Source organism: Serratia sp. (in: enterobacteria) (assembly GCF_052400455.1).
Classification (GTDB): domain Bacteria; phylum Pseudomonadota; class Gammaproteobacteria; order Enterobacterales; family Enterobacteriaceae; genus Serratia; species Serratia ureilytica.
On record NZ_CP185812.1, the window covers coordinates 2086505 to 2104629 of the forward strand.

17 protein-coding genes are annotated in these 18125 nt (G+C 57.4%); 8 read left to right on the forward strand and 9 right to left on the reverse strand.

Features of this window, described 5'->3' with window-relative positions; translation table 11 throughout:
- Nucleotides 1-112: 112 nt before the first annotated feature.
- The 4 genes from potC to ACORQT_RS10160 are packed head-to-tail and all read right to left on the reverse strand — an operon-like array spanning nucleotide 113 to nucleotide 3150.
- Complete coding sequence (gene potC / locus ACORQT_RS10145; RefSeq protein WP_033642769.1) at nucleotides 113-895, reverse strand: spermidine/putrescine ABC transporter permease PotC; 783 nt, start codon at nucleotides 893-895, stop codon at nucleotides 113-115.
- Nucleotides 892-1752: a spermidine/putrescine ABC transporter permease PotB gene (gene potB, locus ACORQT_RS10150; RefSeq protein WP_164057131.1), complete on the reverse strand. Its 861-nt coding sequence runs from the start codon at nucleotides 1750-1752 to the stop codon at nucleotides 892-894. The genes potC and potB overlap by 4 nt, the downstream gene beginning before the upstream one ends.
- Nucleotides 1736-2851 carry a spermidine/putrescine ABC transporter ATP-binding protein PotA gene (gene potA, locus ACORQT_RS10155; RefSeq protein WP_164057130.1) on the reverse strand — a complete coding sequence of 372 codons (1116 nt, stop codon included), beginning with the start codon at nucleotides 2849-2851 and terminating at the stop codon, nucleotides 1736-1738. The genes potB and potA overlap by 17 nt, the downstream gene beginning before the upstream one ends.
- Nucleotides 2852-2859: 8 nt before the next feature.
- Entirely contained in the window at nucleotides 2860-3150 is a 291-nt protein-coding gene (locus tag ACORQT_RS10160; protein ID WP_127897190.1) for a hypothetical protein, read from the reverse strand.
- A gap of 57 nt (nucleotides 3151-3207) precedes the next feature.
- On the opposite strand from ACORQT_RS10160, the gene pepT reads away from it, so the two are divergent.
- The 6 genes from pepT (at nucleotide 3208) to ACORQT_RS10190 (ending at nucleotide 9394) form a co-directional block, all read left to right on the forward strand.
- A complete protein-coding gene (gene pepT / locus ACORQT_RS10165) occupies nucleotides 3208-4437 on the forward strand; it encodes a peptidase T (RefSeq protein WP_033642773.1) in 1230 nt (409 codons plus the stop codon).
- A gap of 313 nt (nucleotides 4438-4750) precedes the next feature.
- The gene (locus ACORQT_RS10170; RefSeq protein ID WP_444859397.1) at nucleotides 4751-5893 is read left to right on the forward strand and encodes a phage tail fiber protein; all 1143 of its coding nucleotides are present in this window, start codon (nucleotides 4751-4753) and stop codon (nucleotides 5891-5893) included.
- Nucleotides 5894-6000: 107 nt separating this feature from the next.
- A complete protein-coding gene (locus ACORQT_RS10175) occupies nucleotides 6001-8151 on the forward strand; it encodes an S-type pyocin domain-containing protein (RefSeq protein ID WP_164057128.1) in 2151 nt (716 codons plus the stop codon).
- Between the two features lie 2 nt (nucleotides 8152-8153).
- Nucleotides 8154-8411: a bacteriocin immunity protein gene (locus ACORQT_RS10180; protein WP_042784274.1), complete on the forward strand. Its 258-nt coding sequence runs from the start codon at nucleotides 8154-8156 to the stop codon at nucleotides 8409-8411.
- Nucleotides 8412-8627: 216 nt separating this feature from the next.
- The gene (locus tag ACORQT_RS10185) at nucleotides 8628-9116 is read left to right on the forward strand and encodes a colicin D domain-containing protein (protein ID WP_239507465.1); all 489 of its coding nucleotides are present in this window, start codon (nucleotides 8628-8630) and stop codon (nucleotides 9114-9116) included.
- Nucleotides 9113-9394, forward strand: a complete 282-nt coding sequence (locus ACORQT_RS10190; protein ID WP_033640608.1) for a colicin immunity domain-containing protein — start codon at nucleotides 9113-9115, stop codon at nucleotides 9392-9394. Before ACORQT_RS10185 ends, ACORQT_RS10190 begins: the two co-directional genes overlap by 4 nt.
- A 416-nt stretch (nucleotides 9395-9810) precedes the next feature.
- Here the strand turns inward: ACORQT_RS10190 and ACORQT_RS10195 are convergent, their stop codons facing one another.
- The 4 genes from ACORQT_RS10195 to phoP form a co-directional block, all read right to left on the reverse strand.
- Nucleotides 9811-10596: an ATP-grasp domain-containing protein gene (locus ACORQT_RS10195; protein WP_147880708.1), complete on the reverse strand. Its 786-nt coding sequence runs from the start codon at nucleotides 10594-10596 to the stop codon at nucleotides 9811-9813.
- Nucleotides 10597-10867: 271 nt separating this feature from the next.
- Entirely contained in the window at nucleotides 10868-11989 is a 1122-nt protein-coding gene (locus tag ACORQT_RS10200) for a ribosomal protein uL16 3-hydroxylase (RefSeq protein ID WP_004941161.1), read from the reverse strand.
- Nucleotides 11990-12073: 84 nt separating this feature from the next.
- On the reverse strand, nucleotides 12074-13531 hold the full coding sequence (gene phoQ, locus ACORQT_RS10205) for a two-component system sensor histidine kinase PhoQ (protein WP_033652118.1): 1458 nt from the start codon (nucleotides 13529-13531) through the stop codon (nucleotides 12074-12076).
- Nucleotides 13532-13536: 5 nt separating this feature from the next.
- Entirely contained in the window at nucleotides 13537-14208 is a 672-nt protein-coding gene (gene phoP / locus ACORQT_RS10210) for a two-component system response regulator PhoP (protein WP_004941169.1), read from the reverse strand.
- A gap of 378 nt (nucleotides 14209-14586) precedes the next feature.
- Between phoP and ACORQT_RS10215 the strand changes: the two genes are divergently transcribed.
- Nucleotides 14587-15606, forward strand: coding sequence for an ADP-ribosylglycohydrolase family protein (locus tag ACORQT_RS10215; RefSeq protein WP_164057126.1), 1020 nt, complete (start codon nucleotides 14587-14589; stop codon nucleotides 15604-15606).
- A 4-nt stretch (nucleotides 15607-15610) separates the two neighbouring features.
- Here the strand turns inward: ACORQT_RS10215 and ACORQT_RS10220 are convergent, their stop codons facing one another.
- A complete protein-coding gene (locus ACORQT_RS10220) occupies nucleotides 15611-16375 on the reverse strand; it encodes a GntR family transcriptional regulator (RefSeq protein ID WP_164057125.1) in 765 nt (254 codons plus the stop codon).
- Nucleotides 16376-16514: 139 nt separating this feature from the next.
- On the opposite strand from ACORQT_RS10220, the gene pdxR reads away from it, so the two are divergent.
- Entirely contained in the window at nucleotides 16515-18029 is a 1515-nt protein-coding gene (pdxR, locus tag ACORQT_RS10225; protein ID WP_164057124.1) for a MocR-like pyridoxine biosynthesis transcription factor PdxR, read from the forward strand.
- The last annotated feature ends 96 nt before the right edge of the window (nucleotides 18030-18125 follow it).

Consider the following 18125-nt stretch of genomic DNA (forward strand, 5'->3'; position numbering starts at 1 on the left):
TATCCCAGCGGCAAATCAGCGGGTTAACCGAGTCAGGGCCATCACCAAAGGCCGCTTTCATATCATTGTGGTCAATGAAAGAGACGGGCGCCGCAGCGCCCGGCGGGAAGGATTACTCGGCCTTGGGCGAGCGATCGCGCATCACCCACTGGCTGGCGATCACCAGCGTCAGCGACAGCAGCAGCAAAATGGTGGCCAGCGCGTTAACCTCAGGCGAGACGCCGACTTTCACCATCGAATAGATCTTCAGCGGCAAAATCTCGTAGCTCGGCCCGGTGACGAAGGAGGAGACGACCACGTCGTCCATCGACAGGGTGAAGCTCAGCAGCCAACCGGCCGCCACCGCCGGCATCGCCAGCGGCAGAATGATTTTGCGCAGGATGGTGAACTCGCTTGCGCCGAGATCGCGCGCGGCTTCCAGCATCTTCACGTCGAAGCCTTTTAGGCGCGCGTAGACGGTCACTACCACGAACGGCAGGCAGAAGGTGATGTGCGAGAACAGCAGCGACCAGAAGCCGAGCGAAATGCCCAGCAACATGAACAGCACTAGCAGCGAGATGGCCATCACGATGTCCGGCGACATCATCACCACAAACAGCATGCCGCCGACGAACGGTTTGCCGCGGAAGCGGTAGCGGTACAGCGCCACCGCGGTCAGCGAGCCGATCAGTGTGGCGAAGGTGGCGGAGAGCACCGCCATGGTCAGCGAGTGGCCCGCCGCCTGCAACAGGCTGTCGTTGTTGAGCAGCGTGCTGTACCACTTGGTGGTGAACCCTTGCCAGTTGATGCCGAAGCGCGAGGCGTTGAAGGAGTTGACGATCAGGATGACGATCGGGATATACAGATAGGCGTATACCAGCGTCATAAAGCCGCCGCGCAGCAGACGTCCGATCATGCCAGATCCTCCTTCTTGTTCAGCAGGCGGGCGGCCCGGTAATAGACCAGCAGCAACAGCCCCATCACCAGCGTCAGGCAGATGCTGGTGGCCGCGCCGAACGGCCAGTCGCGGATATTGAGGAACTGGCTTTTAATCACGTTGCCGATCAGCAGGTTTTTGGCGCCGCCCATCAGATCGGCGACGAAGAACAGCCCCATCGCCGGCAGCACCACCAGCAGGCAGCCGGCGATAATGCCCGGCATGGTCAGCGGCACAATGATGCGGATAAAGGTTTGGAGCTTGCTGGCGCCGAGATCGCGCGCCGCCTCCAGGCAGGATTTATCGAGCTTTTCGATGCTGGAGTAGAGCGGCATCACCATAAACGGCAGCAGGATATACACCAGGCCGAGGATCACCGCTTCCGAGGTGTACATGATGCGCAGCGGCTTGTCGATGACGCCGATCCACAGCAGCGCGTCGTTGAGATAGCCGCGGGTGCTGAGAAACAGCTTCAGGCCGTAGATGCGGATCAGCGAGTTGGTCCAGAAGGGCACGATCAGCAGAAACAGCAGCAGCGGCCGCGCCTTCTGCGGCAAGCGCGCCAGAATAAAGGCGAACGGATAGCCGATCACCAGGCAGCACAGGGTGGCGATCAGCGCCATGTTCAGCGAGTGCAGCAGCACCTGGGCATACAGCGGATCGAACAAACGCCGGTAGTTATCCAGCGTGAACACCATCTGCACCAGGTTGGCGTCATCACGGGTCAGGAAGCTGGCGCCGATGATCATCAGGTTCGGCATGAACACGAACAGCAACAGCCAGGCGACGACGCCGACGATCACCACATTCTGGAAGACTTTACGCGATTTCTTCATCGGCCAGCACCACCTCCCAGCTTTCGACCCAGGTCACCGCCATCTTCTGATTGAGCGAGTGATCGACGTCCGGATCGTCTTCGTTGAAGAACTCGCTGACCATCACCGTTTTGCCGTTCTCCAGCTCGACCACCGATTCCAGCGTCATGCCTTTGTAGTTGCGCTCACGCACGTAACCGATCAGCCCGTCGTGCTGCGCGCTGTCGTTCACTTCTTCCACCCGCAGATCTTCCGGGCGCAGCAGCACCTTCAGCTTTTGGCCCGGTTCTACCGGCAGATCGGCATAGATGTTGCACTCGCGGCCTTCCACGTTGGCGCGCACCCGCTGCGGATCGAGGCGTTGCAGGACCACCGCGTCGAAGATGTTGATCTCGCCGATGAAGCTGGCGACGAACAGGTTTTTCGGCTCTTCATAGATCTCACGCGGCGTGCCGTCTTGTTCGATGCGGCCTTCGCGCATCACCACGATGCGATCCGACATGGTCAACGCTTCTTCCTGATCGTGGGTGACGAACACGAAGGTGATGCCCAGCTTGCGCTGCAGCGCTTTCAGTTCGTTCTGCATCTGCTTGCGCAGCTTGTAGTCCAGCGCCGACAGCGATTCGTCCAGCAGAAGCACTTTCGGCTTGTTGACCACCGCGCGGGCGATGGCCACACGCTGCTGTTGGCCGCCGGAGAGCTGGCCCGGCCGCCGCTTGGCGAACGCATCCAGCTGCACCATGCGCAGCGCCTCTTCGACGCGCGGCGTCAGTTCGGCCGCCGGCACCTTTTGCATGCGCAGGCCGAAGGCGACGTTGTCGAACACCGACATGTGCGGAAACAGGGCATAACTCTGAAACACGGTGTTGACGTGGCGATGCTCGGCCGCAATGGCGGTGATGTCCTGGCCGTCGAGCGCGATGCGGCCCCGATCGGCGTCTTCCAGACCGGCGATCAGGCGCAGCACCGTGGTTTTGCCACAGCCGGAGGGGCCAAGAATGGTGAGGAATTCGCCGTGATTAATCGTCAGGTCCAGATCGGCAATGATGGTTTTGCCATCGAACGCTTTGCTCAGGGCATGCAGTTCAACAAGGGGGGCTCGAGAGGATGTCTCAGTCATTTATCGTCTTACTCTATCCCGTGGGCTAATGCAGATAGAACCGCAACTGGAAAAGACTGCCGGAGCTTGCGGGCATGCCCGCGATTCAAAAGAAGCTCAAACCAGTTGCGCCAATGGAAATTTTTCGAGCGCGCATGATAGACGCTGAATGCCGGAATTGAAAGCCGATCCGGCCCAGATGCCGCGTTTTTCATCATGATAGCGACAAATGACCCTGTGATGACAGCGTTATTTCCCTCTGAAATCATCACAAAGATTAATGATATTGGCGAATTCTGGTTAAAAATGACCTGACGCAATATTTGATCCTGATCGGTTCAGCATAATGAAACGCGATATTCTGAGGGGCCGCTACCATGGATAAATTACTTGACCGCTTTTTCAACTACGTCTCTTTCGACACCCAGTCCAAAGCGAACGTAAAGCATGTGCCGAGCACCGACGGGCAGTTGAAGCTGGCGCGCGCGTTGCAGCAGGAAATGATCGCGCTCGGCTTCGAGCGGGTGTCGCTCAGCGAGCACGGCTGCGTGATGGGCACCTGGCCGGGCAACGTCGCCTGGCCGGTGCCGGCGGTCGGTTTTATCGCCCATCTGGATACTTCGCCGGATTTCAGCGGCAAACACGTCAATCCGCAGATCGTCGAGAACTATCGCGGCGGCGACATTGCGCTTGGCATTGGCGATGAAGTGCTGTCGCCGGTGATGTTCCCGATCCTGCACCAGATGTTGGGGCAGACCCTGATCACCACCGACGGCAAAACGCTGCTGGGCGCCGACGACAAGGCCGGCATTGCCGAGATCCTCACCGCCATGGCGCGCCTGCGCGCGCGCAAAATCCCGCACGGCGACATCCGCGTGGCCTTCACCCCGGATGAAGAGGTGGGCAAGGGGGCACAGCTGTTCGACGTGGCGGCCTTCAATGCCGAATGGGCTTACACGGTGGATGGCGGCGGCGTCGGTGAGCTGGAGTGCGAAAACTTCAATGCCGCCTCGGTGACGATCAAAATCCTCGGCAACAGCGTGCACCCCGGCAGCGCCAAGGGCGTGATGGTCAACGCGCTGTCGCTGGCTACCCGCATTCATCAGGCGCTGCCGGCGGACGAAACGCCGGAGACCACCGAGGGTTACCAGGGCTTTTACCACCTCAGCAGCATCAAGGGCAGCGTGGAACGCGCCGAAATGCACTACATCCTGCGCGACTTCGAGCGCGAGGGATTCGAGGCGCGCAAACGCAAGATGGTGGAGATCGCCCGCGAGGTCGGCAAAGGCCTGCCGCGCGATTGTTATATTGAAGTCAGCATCGAAGACAGTTATTACAACATGCGCGAACAGGTGGCGGAGCATCCGCACGCGATCGCGCTGGCGCAGCAGGCAATGCGCGACTGCGACATTGAACCGGTGATGAAACCGATCCGCGGCGGCACCGACGGCGCGCAGCTGTCGTTCCGCGGCCTGCCGTGCCCGAACCTGTTCACCGGCGGCTACAACTACCACGGCAAGCACGAATTCGTGACGCTGGAAGGCATGGAGCAAGCGGTGGCGGTAATTATGCGCATTGCGGCGCTGGCCGCCGAGCGGGCGCGGTAAACACCTTCGTTCCCCGGCCGGCTTGCGCCGGCCCGCATTCCCTTTTCTGATACGCCCGGCGGGCTCTGCCTGCCCGCCGTTCTCTTCTTCTGCTCTCTTTATGGCTCCCAGTCTCATGGTTGTTTCGTTCACCACACAACCCGCGGTGAGGGAATCCCATTATCCTTCGAGATAAAGTGCTGTTTATGCATACAGCGTTGCTGTGTGCTTAACCGGTTTTACAGCTTCGGTGCGGTGAGCCCAGTGGCCAGGGGATGCTGGGGGAATGAGCGCTGTTAACCGCCATCAAACAGGACGTAAGAGGGTAACAATCATGGCAGAAGAAAAGAAAAATGCTCAGGTGATTAACGGCGTTAACGACGATATTGCCGAACTGAAATCACTGTCTACGCTGCGCCAGCGCGTGGTCAGCGACGGTGAAATCGTCTCCAAATCGGCCAACGGTTTTCGGCTGGCAAATGGCAATACCGGCGTGATGCTGCGCAACGACGGCGAAGCTTTTTACTTACTGACAACCCCTGCCGGGCAAGCTCAAAACGGACAATGGAACACCTTGCGTCCTTTCGCTTTCAGCCTGGCTTCCGGCAGGGTTGCACTCGGTAACGGCGTTGATATTTCCGGTGGGGCGATGGTATCGCACAACGCGGGCATTCGGGCGGTGATAACTGGGCCAGCGCCGCTGATCAATGGGCAAATGTACTCTGCGCCTCCGGTATATACCGATTTCACCAGCGGCAACAAAACCACCACCATGATGATGGGCTCACGGGTTGTCGCCGGTAAAGAAGACTACGGTTTGCTTTCGTACCGCGATTGGCAAGGGAACTGGAACGAGCTGCAGGTGAGAGCGAATAGTGAGCTTTCTGTCGGGCAGTTGGTAAAGCGTAACGCCAATGGTTGGATCGTGGCCGCAGGTAACTTCGACACTAATAATAATGCCGATCGTATTACCAACGCGATGCGTATACAGGGCAAGGGCGATCTGTTTGCCGACTTTTATCATTATGAACGCATCGGTCAGCACCACTTTGTGGGGCTGCACGTGGCTAACGGCGGGGCGCAAGGATGGTATGAATTCCGCAACGACGGCCACGCCTACGCCAACGGCGCATGGCACAGCAGCTCCGATGCCCGCATGAAAACGGACATCACCCAAATTGACGGCGCATTGGACAAGCTGGCTGGTATCGGCGGCTACACCTATCTCAAACAGGGCGTGCCGGAAGCCGGGGTGATCGCTCAGGAAGTGGAGAACGTATTGCCGCAGTCGGTAACCCAAACCGAATTGAAGCTTAACGACGGCAGCGTGCTGAAGGATGCCCGGGGCATCAATATCAACGGCGTGGTGGCGCTGCTGGTTGAGGCGCTTAAGGAAGAGCGCTCACTTCGAGATGCCGAGCGGGAAGCATTTGAAGCTCGATTGGTTGCTTTGGAAAAAGCGATTGTGAACGCCTGATTAATAAAATTTTTGTAGGTTGTGCAGAGTATTAATCGATGGTGCTGCTGGTAATAAGCACTTAAGAATTTACTCTGCTGCCGAATAACGAAATAAAGGACTGACACATGAGTGGCGGAGATGGAAAAGACAGCCGTGGCCCAACTGGCGGTGTTAAAGGTGGGGCTTCAGATCAGGGGCCCAATGTAGGGCACGGTGGATCTATGGATATAAATATTCCTGGCATGGGGGATGTGCATATCGATGGAGTACACGGTTTAAATCCCGGTAAAGATAACAGTACCAACTGGGATGGTGGTAATGGGAACGGTAATGGTGGCAGGGACAGTAGCAGCAGTGGAGATTCCCAAGGAGCGGCAATACGGCGACAGGTTAACGCTATCAAAAATGACCCTAAAGTTAGTAATATACTGAAGGAGTTACAAAAAAAAGTACGTACGGTTACAACTTATGCAAAGGTAGCGTTGAAAAGTGTTGAGGCTGACGGAAAAATACAGGTGCAAGTTGGTGAAATTCGTACAGCCGATGAAGCCGCCGTCAGCAAGGCTATTTCCTCTGTCCCACAAGTTAAAAATGTACTTGGCGTGGGGTTGCCTGCTCAAGGCGGAATCGTGTTCGCTGGCAATATCGATACCAATCATAGAATCGGTAATTATCAGAGCGTACCCAACGGCAACAATAACGGCAACAATTCTGCCGCAGAGGATAAGGCGCCATTAGCCACCTATTCCGAGGTGCTTAATGGAACAATTCCTCCGGGTTTCTGGCTTGATAATAATAGGGTGATGACCGAAGTTACGGAACAGTATGAGATCAACGGCGGCGGAAAAGGGAGCGATCGCACAGGCTACCGGCAACGTAATGTCGAAGTGCCTTCTTTAACCTCAGCCTATCAACAATTTAAACAGGTAGAACGAGAAGTGGCCGAAGAGGCTCGTAGAGCCGAGGAAGCCCGCAAAGCCGAAGAAGCTCGTAAGGCTGAAGAGGCTCGCAAAGCCGAGGAAGCCCGCAAAGCAGAAGAAGCCCGCAAGGCTGAAGCAGCAAGAAAAGCGTTGTTCGCTAAAGCGGGTATTATGGACGCTCCGGCGTATACGCCGGAAAAGCTAAAAGCGGCCAATGCGGCGCTGGCGGCGGCAGGCGCCATGGTGCTCAACCGGGCCCCCGCGATGCTGCAGACGTCGATGGTCGGACAAGGTGTGATGACGACCACAAGCGAACTGGCCGGCTGGGCAGCGAGCGCGTCGTGGCGGGCGGCCTCCGAAGTCGGCAGTATACGCGCTGGCACCGCGGTCGCCGCCGGATCGGTGCTGGGGGCTTTTGCCCTCGGCTTTTACCCGACGGAGGCCGGAGCCGGGAGTGCCCAGGTGCCCGGGCGGGATGTCAATCTGTTTGCCCTTCAGGCGAGCCTGGCGGCGGCGGGCAGGGCGACCATCCAGCCCGGCATGACCTCGGTCGATTTGCCGGTGCGCGGATTTATCACCACTGACGATGACGGGAGACAGAGCGTTAACTTCGTCAGAACGGGCGTCGGCGGCGTATCGCCGAGTGTGCCGGTATTCAGACCTGTTCGCGATGAGCTGACGGGGCTGGACAAAATCACGCTGCCGGCGGTGGCGGGCGCGCCGGCCAGAACGATACTGATCAACCCGGTGCCGACCGGGCCGGCAGCGCCGGCGCATACCGGCAACGGCTCACCGGGGCCTAAGTCGCCAGTGCATACCGGCACCGGCATCAGGCAGGCGGACAGCATCGTGGTCACCACCTTCCCGGCGGATGTGGTGCAGGATCTGCAAGACTTTATCCTGTGGCAGCCGGATGCGCTGGAAACCGGAGTTGAAGCTGTCTATGTGATGGTGCGCAGTCCGAGATATACTCCGGGTAAAGTGAGCGGCAAAGGACAGCAAGTGGGAGACGGCTGGTTGAATTCAGCAGGTCAGGAACTGGGTTCCCCGGTTCCCCGTCAGATTGCGGACAAACTGCGTGGGCGGGAGTTTGCGAGCTTTGACGCGTTTCGTAAGGCGTTCTGGACTGAGGTGGGGAAAGATCCTGAGCTGAGCAAACAATTTATTCCAGCTAATAAAAAACGAATGAGCCAAGGGTTGGCTCCACGTGCTAGAAATAAAGATACTGTTGGGGGGCGGCGTTCATTCGAACTTCATCATGATAAACTAATCAGTCAGGATGGTGGAGTCTATGATATGGACAATCTCCGTGTGCTTACACCTAAACACCATATTGACATTCATAGAGGTAAATAGTAATGGAACTGAAAAAAAACATCAGTGATTACACTGAAATTGAATTCAAAAAACTCATTGAAGCAATCATTAATTGTGACGGAGATGAGAAAACTCAAGATAACAACCTCGAGAGTTTTATCAATATTACTGAGCACCCTAGTGGTTCAGATCTAATTTATTATCCAGAAGGAAATAATAATGGAAGCCCTGAAGCCGTTATCGAAGAAATTAAGGAGTGGCGAACCAAAAATGGCAAGCCTTGCTTCAAACAAGGGTAACTACGTTTAATCATCTTATGATTAATAAATGGTGATGAGCATTTCATCTGCGTCCAGCAAACTAGCGTTTGTTGGGCGTTTTTTTCGCATTTCAATCAACTAATCTAGTTATCAGAAGGTGTTACGTAGTTTGAGTTAAACTCCGGGTAAAGTGAGCGCCAGAGGGCAGTAAGGGGGGCCGCTGGTTGCATAAAGCGGATCTGGAACTGGTTTCTCTTGTTCCAAGCCAAATCGCCAGTGCATACCGGCACCGGCATCAGGCAGGCGGACAGCATCGTGGTCATCACCTTCCCGGCGGATGTGGTGCAGGATCTGCAAGACTTTATCCTGTGGCAGCCGGATGCGCTGGAAACCGGAGTTGAAGCTGTCTATGTGATGGTCAGTGATCCGCTGGACTCGGGGTGTTTTACGCGTCAGCAACTGGATAAAAAGTACAAGCACGCGAGTGACTTTGGTGTTGCGGACACTAGAAAAAACAGAGAGACTCTGACTCAATATCGCGATGCGCTAGAGGCTCATTTGAATGATAGGGATACGGTAGAGAGAGGGACTTATATAAGAGAAAAAGACTCCAAAGTCTTTTTTAACTCAAGGACCAATAATGTTGTTGTAATTAGACGTGATGGATACTTCTCGACGGGAATGAAATTAAGCCCTGGGACGCCACAGTATAAAAACTATATGGAAAAAGGAGTACTGTTATGAGTATGAAGTTGATTGAAATAGCGCAGGCATTACTCGACTCTAAATTAACCGCTGATGAGTATGAGTCACAGTATCTTAATGTATGGAGGAAAGAACGCGATGACGGGACATTAAGAAATGATAGTAATGATGTTGGGTATTGTGCAGCAGAGCTTTTCAGCTTGGCGGATTGCTATACATCTTCCCCAAATCGGGATGGTAGCGATTTGGATGAGAATGAACTCAAGATAGAGGTAAAAAAAACGCTCGAGAAGTATAATTTTCTCAAAAAAGAGTAAGTTCTATATGTTTTATAAATGAATACGCACACTCTGCCATCACGACGATGAGAAAGAGGGGGGGGCTTCGCACCCAGTAAAGAAAATTTACTGGGTGTTTTTACCTACACATGTTTGCTTATGGTGAGCATCAGTATTGTAGTCAGATATTCTAATATTGCTGATTTAGATGTGTCGAGACGTTAGCTTATCTGGAAATCCGCTGCGATAGATGCTGTCAGGCCGGAAAGAATGCCCTTTTAACATAGCGCATTTTTTTGCACTAATACCCCCAGTGCATACTGGGGAGGTAGTGACATCACATATCGATAAGGTACAGCGATGCAGACGGCCAGCATCACCTGGTTATTCACACTATGGAGGTTTTTTGGAATACACTTGGTCTTACTTATAACCACTCGAATTTAATGGGGTGGTTAACCGCCTGCTATACAAAATGCAGTAACCAGGTCTGCAACGCTCCACTCTTTGGTATCTGATACCTGGCCATCGCCTATTTCGATTAGGCGCAATTCGCCATTGGCATTTTTGGCGATATCGATCGAATAAAAAGGCGTTTTAATACACGATGCGATCTGATGAACGATGTCAGGTATTTCACCATCGGCGGAAAAAACCTGGCCGTTAAGCGAAAAGTATCGGCGCTCACTGTCGTCAAACAAGTTTTCAAAGCGTCTTAAGCTAACGCCGCCTTCAAGTTCCCCTCTGTAATGCATAATCAGTTTAAGAACCTCTCTGATTTCAGCGGCATTGTGAGCTACCGAGCCTCGGGATGTGGTCAGCGATTTCACATAATCCTTAACAAAGTAGGCGGGCCAACAAAGTTGGGTGACCAGAGTGTCGAAATCTGTATCAGCCGTGGTGAGCACGGTCTCTGCGGTATATGACTTACATGGCTCATACCAGCCGGTTATATGGTGATTACGCAAATACTCATCCGGGGACTCAAGCATTTCCCCTCCATTAGCCGTTACCGCACGGTGCAACTGGCGATATTCCTCTGCATTCAACATCCAACCACGCCAGATTACCGGTACGCCTGGTTCAAAGCGGCCCGAAAAACGGGTTTTTCCTAATGCTGCGGCTTCTGAGGAAAGTAGAAAACAGCGTATTCCTCTATCTTTGGCGCAGGTAAATTCTTCGGCAAAATTTTCATCCGGTCTGCCTTGGTTTGAATAATCATCAGGATAAATAATTTGCATGGATAACACCTTGTATTAATTAGTATTGTACGTAATTCAGTGAATGGCCTTAAAAATAACGTCAGTGGGACTGAGAAGCAATGGTTTGTTTGATTTCATGTGGTATGTATTACTTTCAAAATAATAATGATAGGGGCATTCGTGTGGTGGATAAATTGAGGTCTCGATAGAAACGTATTGTTGAGGGCGGGCCAGCTTTTTCCACCCTAAAGAAAAGGCCCGCATAAGCGGGCCGGTAGACATGTTCAACAGAGGCCACAGTCCCGAGAACTCAGTCGTTAAAGTACCAATAGCCGCTGTTGACCAGCGCGGTCAGCAGCGCCAGGAATGACGGATCGTCCACCGCGTCGCCGAGCAGGGCAGCGTCGACGCTGAAGTGCTGGCACAGGGCGTCTGCGGCCTGCAGCTGGTCGGTGTCGATCAGTTCGCCGTTGACGAAGCAGCGATCGCCGACGCGCAGCACGCGCAACCCGCCCAGGCGCTGCAGCGCTTCACCCTGTTGCAGCAGTTCGTAGATTTCCCCAGCCTGATACGGCGGCTCCGGCGGCGCCAGATCCAGCTCGTGGCGCGATTGGGAGATAAACTCGCCGAACCAGTGCTGGAAGTGTTCCGGCTGTTGCACCAGATCCAGCATCATCTGCCGTAAGGCGTCCACTTCCTGCGGCAGGATCTCCGCCGGGTGTTCGCGCAGTTTAACGTCCGGATCGCCGTAGCGTTTGCTGCCCAGCTCGCGCGCCAGCACGTAATCGGCGAAGCCGCTCACCAGCTCGCGGCCGTTCGGCGCGCGGAAGCCCACCGAATAATTGAGCGCGTTTTCCAGCGCGTAGCCTTCATGCGGGAAGCCCGGCGGAATGTAGAGAATGTCGCCCGGTTCCATCTCTTCGTCGATGATGGCGTCGAACGGCTCTACCTGCAGCAGATCCGGATGCGGGCAGTGCTGTTTTAGCGGCGTTTTTTCCCCGACTCGCCAGCGGCGGCGGCCAGTGCCCTGAATGATGAACACGTCGTACTGATCGAGGTGCGGGCCGACGCCGCCGCCCGGCACCGAGAAGGAGATCATCAGGTCATCCATCCGCCAGTCCGGCAGTTGGCGGAATGGGCGCATCAGCGCTGCGGAAGGCTCATGCCAGTGGTCCACCGCCTGCACCAGCAGCGACCAGTTGTTTTCGCTCAGGTGATCGAAGCTCTCGAAGGGGCCGTGCGCGACCTGCCAACGGCCGTCCTGGTGGCTGACCAGGCGGCTGTCCACTTCGTTTTCCATCGCCAGCCCGGCCAGCTCATCCGGGGAGATCGGATCGATAAAGTTTTTGAAGCCGCGCTTCAGAATCACCGGACGCTTTTGCCAATAACGTTGCAAAAAATCGTTCCAGTCCAGGTCTAATTGATAATCCATGTTCTATTCCAGGATAGAGGAGTGAGCCTGAGTGCGATTATAACGGAAGTTTGGCCCCGTGGATCGGGGCCGCAGAGGCATAATTTACTCGTTGTGGTGGGTATCGTGCTGGCGGGCGAAGGTGACCTGCATGCGCGCGCCGCCGAGCGGGCTGTCGCTGATGACGATTTCGCCGTCGTATTGCTCGATGATCTCCGCCGCCACCGACAGGCCAAGGCCCTGACCGGGACGCAGGGTATCCACCCGCTGGCCGCGCTGGAAGATCAGCTGGCGCTTGCTTTCCGGGATGCCCGGGCCGTCGTCGTCGATGACGAGGATGAGGTTTTTCTCGGAGTGCAGCGAGGTGATTTCCACGAACTCGAGGCAGTATTTGCATGCGTTTTCCAACACGTTGCCCATCACTTCCATAAAGTCGTTCTTCTCGCCCATAAAGGTCACTTCCGGCGAGATGTCCAGCGTGATCACCACCCCTTTGCGCTGATAAACCTTGTTCAGCGCCACCACCAGGCTGTCGAGCAGCGCCGGCACCGAGTGGATCTCGCGCGTCAGCACCGTCTGGCCGGAGTTGATGCTGGCCCGATGCAGGTAGTAACCGATCTGCTGAGAGATGCGCCCGATCTGATCCAGCATGATCGGCTCGGCTTCTTCGATGGTGGTCTGCTTGCCGCTGCGCAGCGAACGCAGGGTGCTTTGCAGCACCGCCAGCGGCGTTTTCAGGCTGTGGGTCAGATCCGACAGGGTGGTGCGGTATTTGGTGTAGCGCTGGCGTTCGTTGCGCACCAGAATGTTCAAATTGCGCACCAGGCCGCGCAGTTCGCTGGGCGGGTTCTCATCCAACTGATCGCGTTCGCCGTTCTCCAGCTCGCCCACCTGATTGACCAGCGCCTTGATCGGTCTCAGGCTCCAGTAAGCCGCCAGCCACAGCAGCGGCACCACCAGCAGCAGGTTGGCCAGCAGCACGTAGCTGAACCACTCCCACACCACGTCGGAGCGCTGCAGCTCCTGCGGAATGCTGTCGACCACCACGATGGTCAACGCCGGCAGCCGCGCCGTGGCGGCATAGGTATTGACCGCCACCGAGTGCGTCAGCGCGTTCTGATCGGTATCGTCATAATTCTTCAGCTGATCCTGCGCTTTGGGGTTGTCCCCCAGCACTTCGCTACTGATGCGGGTATCGGTGTCAATTTCGTAGAAGCCGGACTCCTCCAGCCATTCCTTGTTGATCAGCTTCTCCAGCTCCGGCACCTTGCGCTGGCTCCACAGCAGGTTGCCTTTATCGTCGTAGATAAACACCAGCGTGGGAAAATTGAGATCGATATCGGGAGGAATGGCGATGGTGAGCTTGTTGTCTTTCCACTGCGCCAGGCTGAAGAACAGGTTGCTTTCGCCGCGCAGCAGGCGGAAGGCGGTCTTGTCGAAGCTGACGATGTAGCCGACGACCGCCACCAAACCGTAAGAGAGCGACAGCGCCAGGATCACCCCGGCGGTCGCCATCAGGAAGCGGGCGCGCAGCGAAAACGGTTTTTTATTCTTGTTGAACATCATGTTCACTTCGCGTCAAAACGATAGCCCTGGCCACGTACCGTGGTGATCACTTCATGCGGGTATTCCGCCTGCACCTTCTTGCGCAAGCGGCCCATCAGCACGTCGATGGTGTGGCTTTCGCGCAGTTCGGCGTCCGGGTAAAGCTGCAGCATCAACGAATCCTTGCTCACCACCTTGCCGGCGTTGCGGATCAGGGTCTCGATGATGGTGTATTCAAAGGCGGTCAACTTGATCTGTTGATCGTTGACGCTCAGTTCGCGGCGCGACAGATCGATCTGGAACGGCGGCAGCACGATCACCTGCGATGCCAGGCCGCTGTTGCGGCGCATCAGCGCCTGCATGCGGGCGATCACTTCTTCCAGGTGGAACGGCTTGGTGACATAGTCGTCGGCGCCGGCTTCCAGCACCGCCACTTTGTCCTGCCAGCTTTCGCGGGCGGTCAGCACCAGGATCGGCAGCTTGGTCTGGTGCGCGCGCCAACGGCGGATCAGGCTCAGGCCGTCTTCGCCCGGCAGGCCGAGATCGACGATGGCGATATCCGGCGCATGCTCCTGCAGGAAATAATCGGCTTCTTTGGCGTCTTCAGCCGCATCGACCTGATGGCCCATCTCGCGCATCTGAACGGAAAGGTGGTGGCGCAGCAAACCATTATCTTCAACAACCAGTACTCGCATGGCGAACTCCTGTGACTGTGCGGGTGAATGTCCTGTCACCCACGCGATAAAAGGGAACACGCTCTGCGGCGTGTCAGGGGATAACGCGGCCACCTGAACCATTTTGGCAAAAAATGCTGAGGTTATGGTAGGTATAACCCGCCCGGCCCGCAAGAGAGCCGAAGCAATGTATTAAAATAAGCGTTATCAATTTGTTCGCCGACATTATCGACAAGCTCTGATAAACGTCGGATAAACAGCGGCGGGGCAACGTTAAACGCAACTTAAACGCGTCGGGCATTGCCGCGAAAGGAAAGTGTGAACCGGAGCGCTTGATAAGCTTTAAAGGTACTAATAAGGTATTATTGAGGTATCGGCATATTTTCTCAGGAGCGATGGATGAAGCAATTAACCCAGGCAGAACGCATAGCGGGCGCATTTTACGGACAGATGTTGGGCGACGCGCTCGGCATGCCTTCCGAGCTGTGGCCGCGCGAGCGGGTTAAGCGCCACTTCGGCTGGATAAACGGCTTCCTCGATGGGCCGGCGGAGAACTCGGCCGCCTGTTACTTCAAGGCCGGGCAATATACCGACGATACCTCGATGGCGTTGGCGCTGGCCGATGCGCTGCTGGAAGCGGAAGGCGAGGTGGTGCCAGAACTGATCGCCCGCAACGTGATCCGATGGGTGGACAGTTTTGACGCCTTCAACAAGAACATTCTCGGCCCCAGTTCCAAACTGGCGTTGAGCGAGCAGAAAGCGGGCACGCCGATCGCCGCGTTGGAAAACAACGGCATCACCAACGGCGCGGCGATGCGCATTTCGCCTTTGGGTTGCGTGCTGCCGTCTGCGCCGCTGGAGGGGTTCTGTCAGCAGGTGTGGCTGGCCTCCAGCCCGACGCACAAATCCGACATCGCCGTCGCCGGTGCCGTGGCGATCGCTTGGGCCGTCGCGCGGGCGGTGGAGGGGGCGGACTGGGCCTCGATTCGCCTGGCGTTGCCGGGCGTAGCGGAGTATGCCCAGCGCCGTCAGGTGACGACGTTCAGCCCTTCGCTGGCGGCGCGCATCGAGTTGGCGTTTCAGGTGGTGGATGAGGCGGCCGATCCCGAACAGGCATCCGAGCGGATATATCAACTGATTGGCGCCGGGGTGAGCACCATCGAGTCGGTGCCGGCGGCGCTGGCGATGGTGCAGCTGGCGCAAACCGATCCTACCCGTTGCGCCGTGCTGTGCGCCAACCTGGGGGGCGATACCGACACCATCGGCGCGATGGCCACCGCTGTCTGCGGCGCGCTGCACGGCGCCGAAGCGATGGATCCTGCGCTGCTGGCGCAGTTGCAGCGGGTGAATCCACTGGACGTCGAGGCGTATGCCCAGGCGTTCGTGCGTTTTCGCCGCCGTCGGCAGGGCGAGGCGTAACGGATCAGCTTTCGCTGGTAAATTCGTACATGTCGCTGCGGCAGAAGCTTTCGCTGTATTCGATAGGCTTCTTGCGGTGGTCGAACAGCGTCTGGCGCACGATCAGCAGCGGCATCGGTTCTGATAATTGCAGCGCCCGGCGGATGTCGTCATCGGCCATGGCCGCGCTGACCTGGCTGCGCAGCGATCCCATCTCCACGTTATTTCGGCGGAAGTAGTCATAGAGCGAGATGCCAATCTCGTTGACGTTGGCAATCGCCGCCACCACCACGTAGGACACCGCCACCGACATCGGCTGCCGATCGAGAAAGTGAATGCGTTTGAGTTGATAGATCGGCGTTCCGGTCGCCAGCTGGAGCTTTTCAGCCAGTTCAGCGCTGGCGGGCATCCGTTCGCGGCTGAGCCATTGCGTGTCCGGCCGGCGCCCTTGTTGCATCACCTCGCGCGAGAACCCTTTGACGTCCGCTAATGAATAGCGCAGCTTCGGCGCGGGCCGTTGCGCCTGGATGAAAGTGCCGTAACCGCGTGAACGGCCGATGATGCCGTCTTGCTCGAGACAGGCCAGCGCTTTGCGCACCGTGATGCGCGAGATGCCGAGCCGTTCGGTAAACAGACGCTCGCTGGGCAGGAAATCCCCCGCGTTCAGCAATCCTTGCTCGATGGCCTGGCGCACCGAGGCGTTAAAGCGCAGATACAGCGGCATCGCGCCCGCGCTGGCCAGATCCTGCAGCAGTTTTTCCAGCAGACGCTGGTTGGTCTCCTTGCTCATAGCCGACGGAAATCCTGTAGCCTCAATGCAATGGCTTATTTAAGGGGATTTCGCCGGGCAGCGCAACTGCCGCCGCCGAGAGGATGAAATAAGGTAGAGTAGTGTGCAATCGCCCCGAGTTTGGAGAAACAGACAGCCCATGAGTGACCACCCATCCTGCGCGGACGACGCGGCAATCCTGGCGGCCTTCACCCAGCAGCGTCAGCAGGGGCTGACCCGACGTTCGGCGCTGCATCAGGCCCTGTTGCGGCTCATCACCGCCGGGGAACTGCCGTGGCGGGCGAAGCTGCCGCCAAGCCGCGCATTGGCGCCCCGGCTGGGGGTGGCGCGCGATACGGTGGAGCAGACCTACGCGCGGCTGGAGGCGGAGGGATACATCAGCCGGGCGGTGGGGCGCGGCAGCTATGTTCGCTATCGCTGCGATACGCTGCTCGGCCGTGAACTGCTGGCGACGCAGGCAGGCCAGGAGGCGCGGCTGGCGGAACGCGAGCTAAGCGATCGCGGCCGGGCGTTGCTGGCGGTCAGCCATACGCCGCACACCAGCCGTCAGGCGTCGCTGACGCCCTCGCTGGCTGATCTGCGGGCGTTTCCCATCGATTCGTGGCTGCAGTGGGAAAAGCAGGCGCTGCGGCGGCACGGCGAGCGGCTGTTGGGGTATGCCGATCCGCAGGGCTTGCCGGAGCTGCGTGCGGAGATCGCGCACTATTTGCAGCGGGAGCGGGGCGTCAAGGCGACGGCGGAGCAGGTGATCGTGGTCACCAGCTCTCAGCAGGCGCTGGCGCTGTGCACGCAGGTGCTGTTCGATCCCGGCGATGCGGTATTCGTCGAAGAGCCGGGTTACCAGGGGGCGAAAAAACTGGTGCAGTCGGCGGGGCTGCAGGCGCGGCCGATCGGCATCGATGAGCAAGGGCTGGACGTCGGGCAACTGATGCAGGCTTCGGGGGGCGGGCGGGGCGTTTACATCACGCCGTCCCATCATTACCCGCTGGGATACTCGCTGAGCCTCGAGCGGCGCCTGGCGCTGTTGCAGTGGGCCCAGCGCCGGCGGGCCTGGATCATCGAAGACGATTACGACGCCGAGTTCAACTACGATCGACAAACCAAGGCGGCGCTGCAGGGGCTGGACAGCGGCGGGCGCACGCTGTACATCGGCACCTTCAGCAAGACGCTGTTTCCGGGGCTGCGCATCGGTTTCATGATCGCGCCGCCGCAGCTGGTGCGGCCATTGGTCGCCGCCAGGCAGTTTCAGGACGGCTACACGTCGGCATTGGCGCAGATGACGCTGTTCCACTGCCTGCACGAGGGCGGCTACGCCGAGCATCTGCGCAATATGCGCACGCTGTACAAGGCGAGGCTGGACGTCCTGTACGACGCGGTACATCGCCATCTCGCGCCCTGGACGCGCCCGGCCTTGCCGCAGGGTGGCCTGCAGCTGGTTTGCCCGCTGGCGGATGCGGCGACGGAGCGGCGGCTGGTGACGGCGGCGGCCGAGCGGGGAATACGATTGTACGGCCTGGCGGATTTCTACACCGGCGCGCCGCAGCGCGGGGCGCTGGTGCTCGGTTTCTCGGCCTATGCGCCGGACGAGATCGTGCGCTTTATCGCCACGCTGGCGCAGGTGTTCAACGCGCTGCCGCGGGAAAACAGCGGTTAAAATTGGTCTGCTCGGCGTTTTGAATTGGTCCGTATTACACCGTCGCTGCGCGGTGTATCCTGCCGCTATTCGGTTATTTCCCTAATGGAAATAATA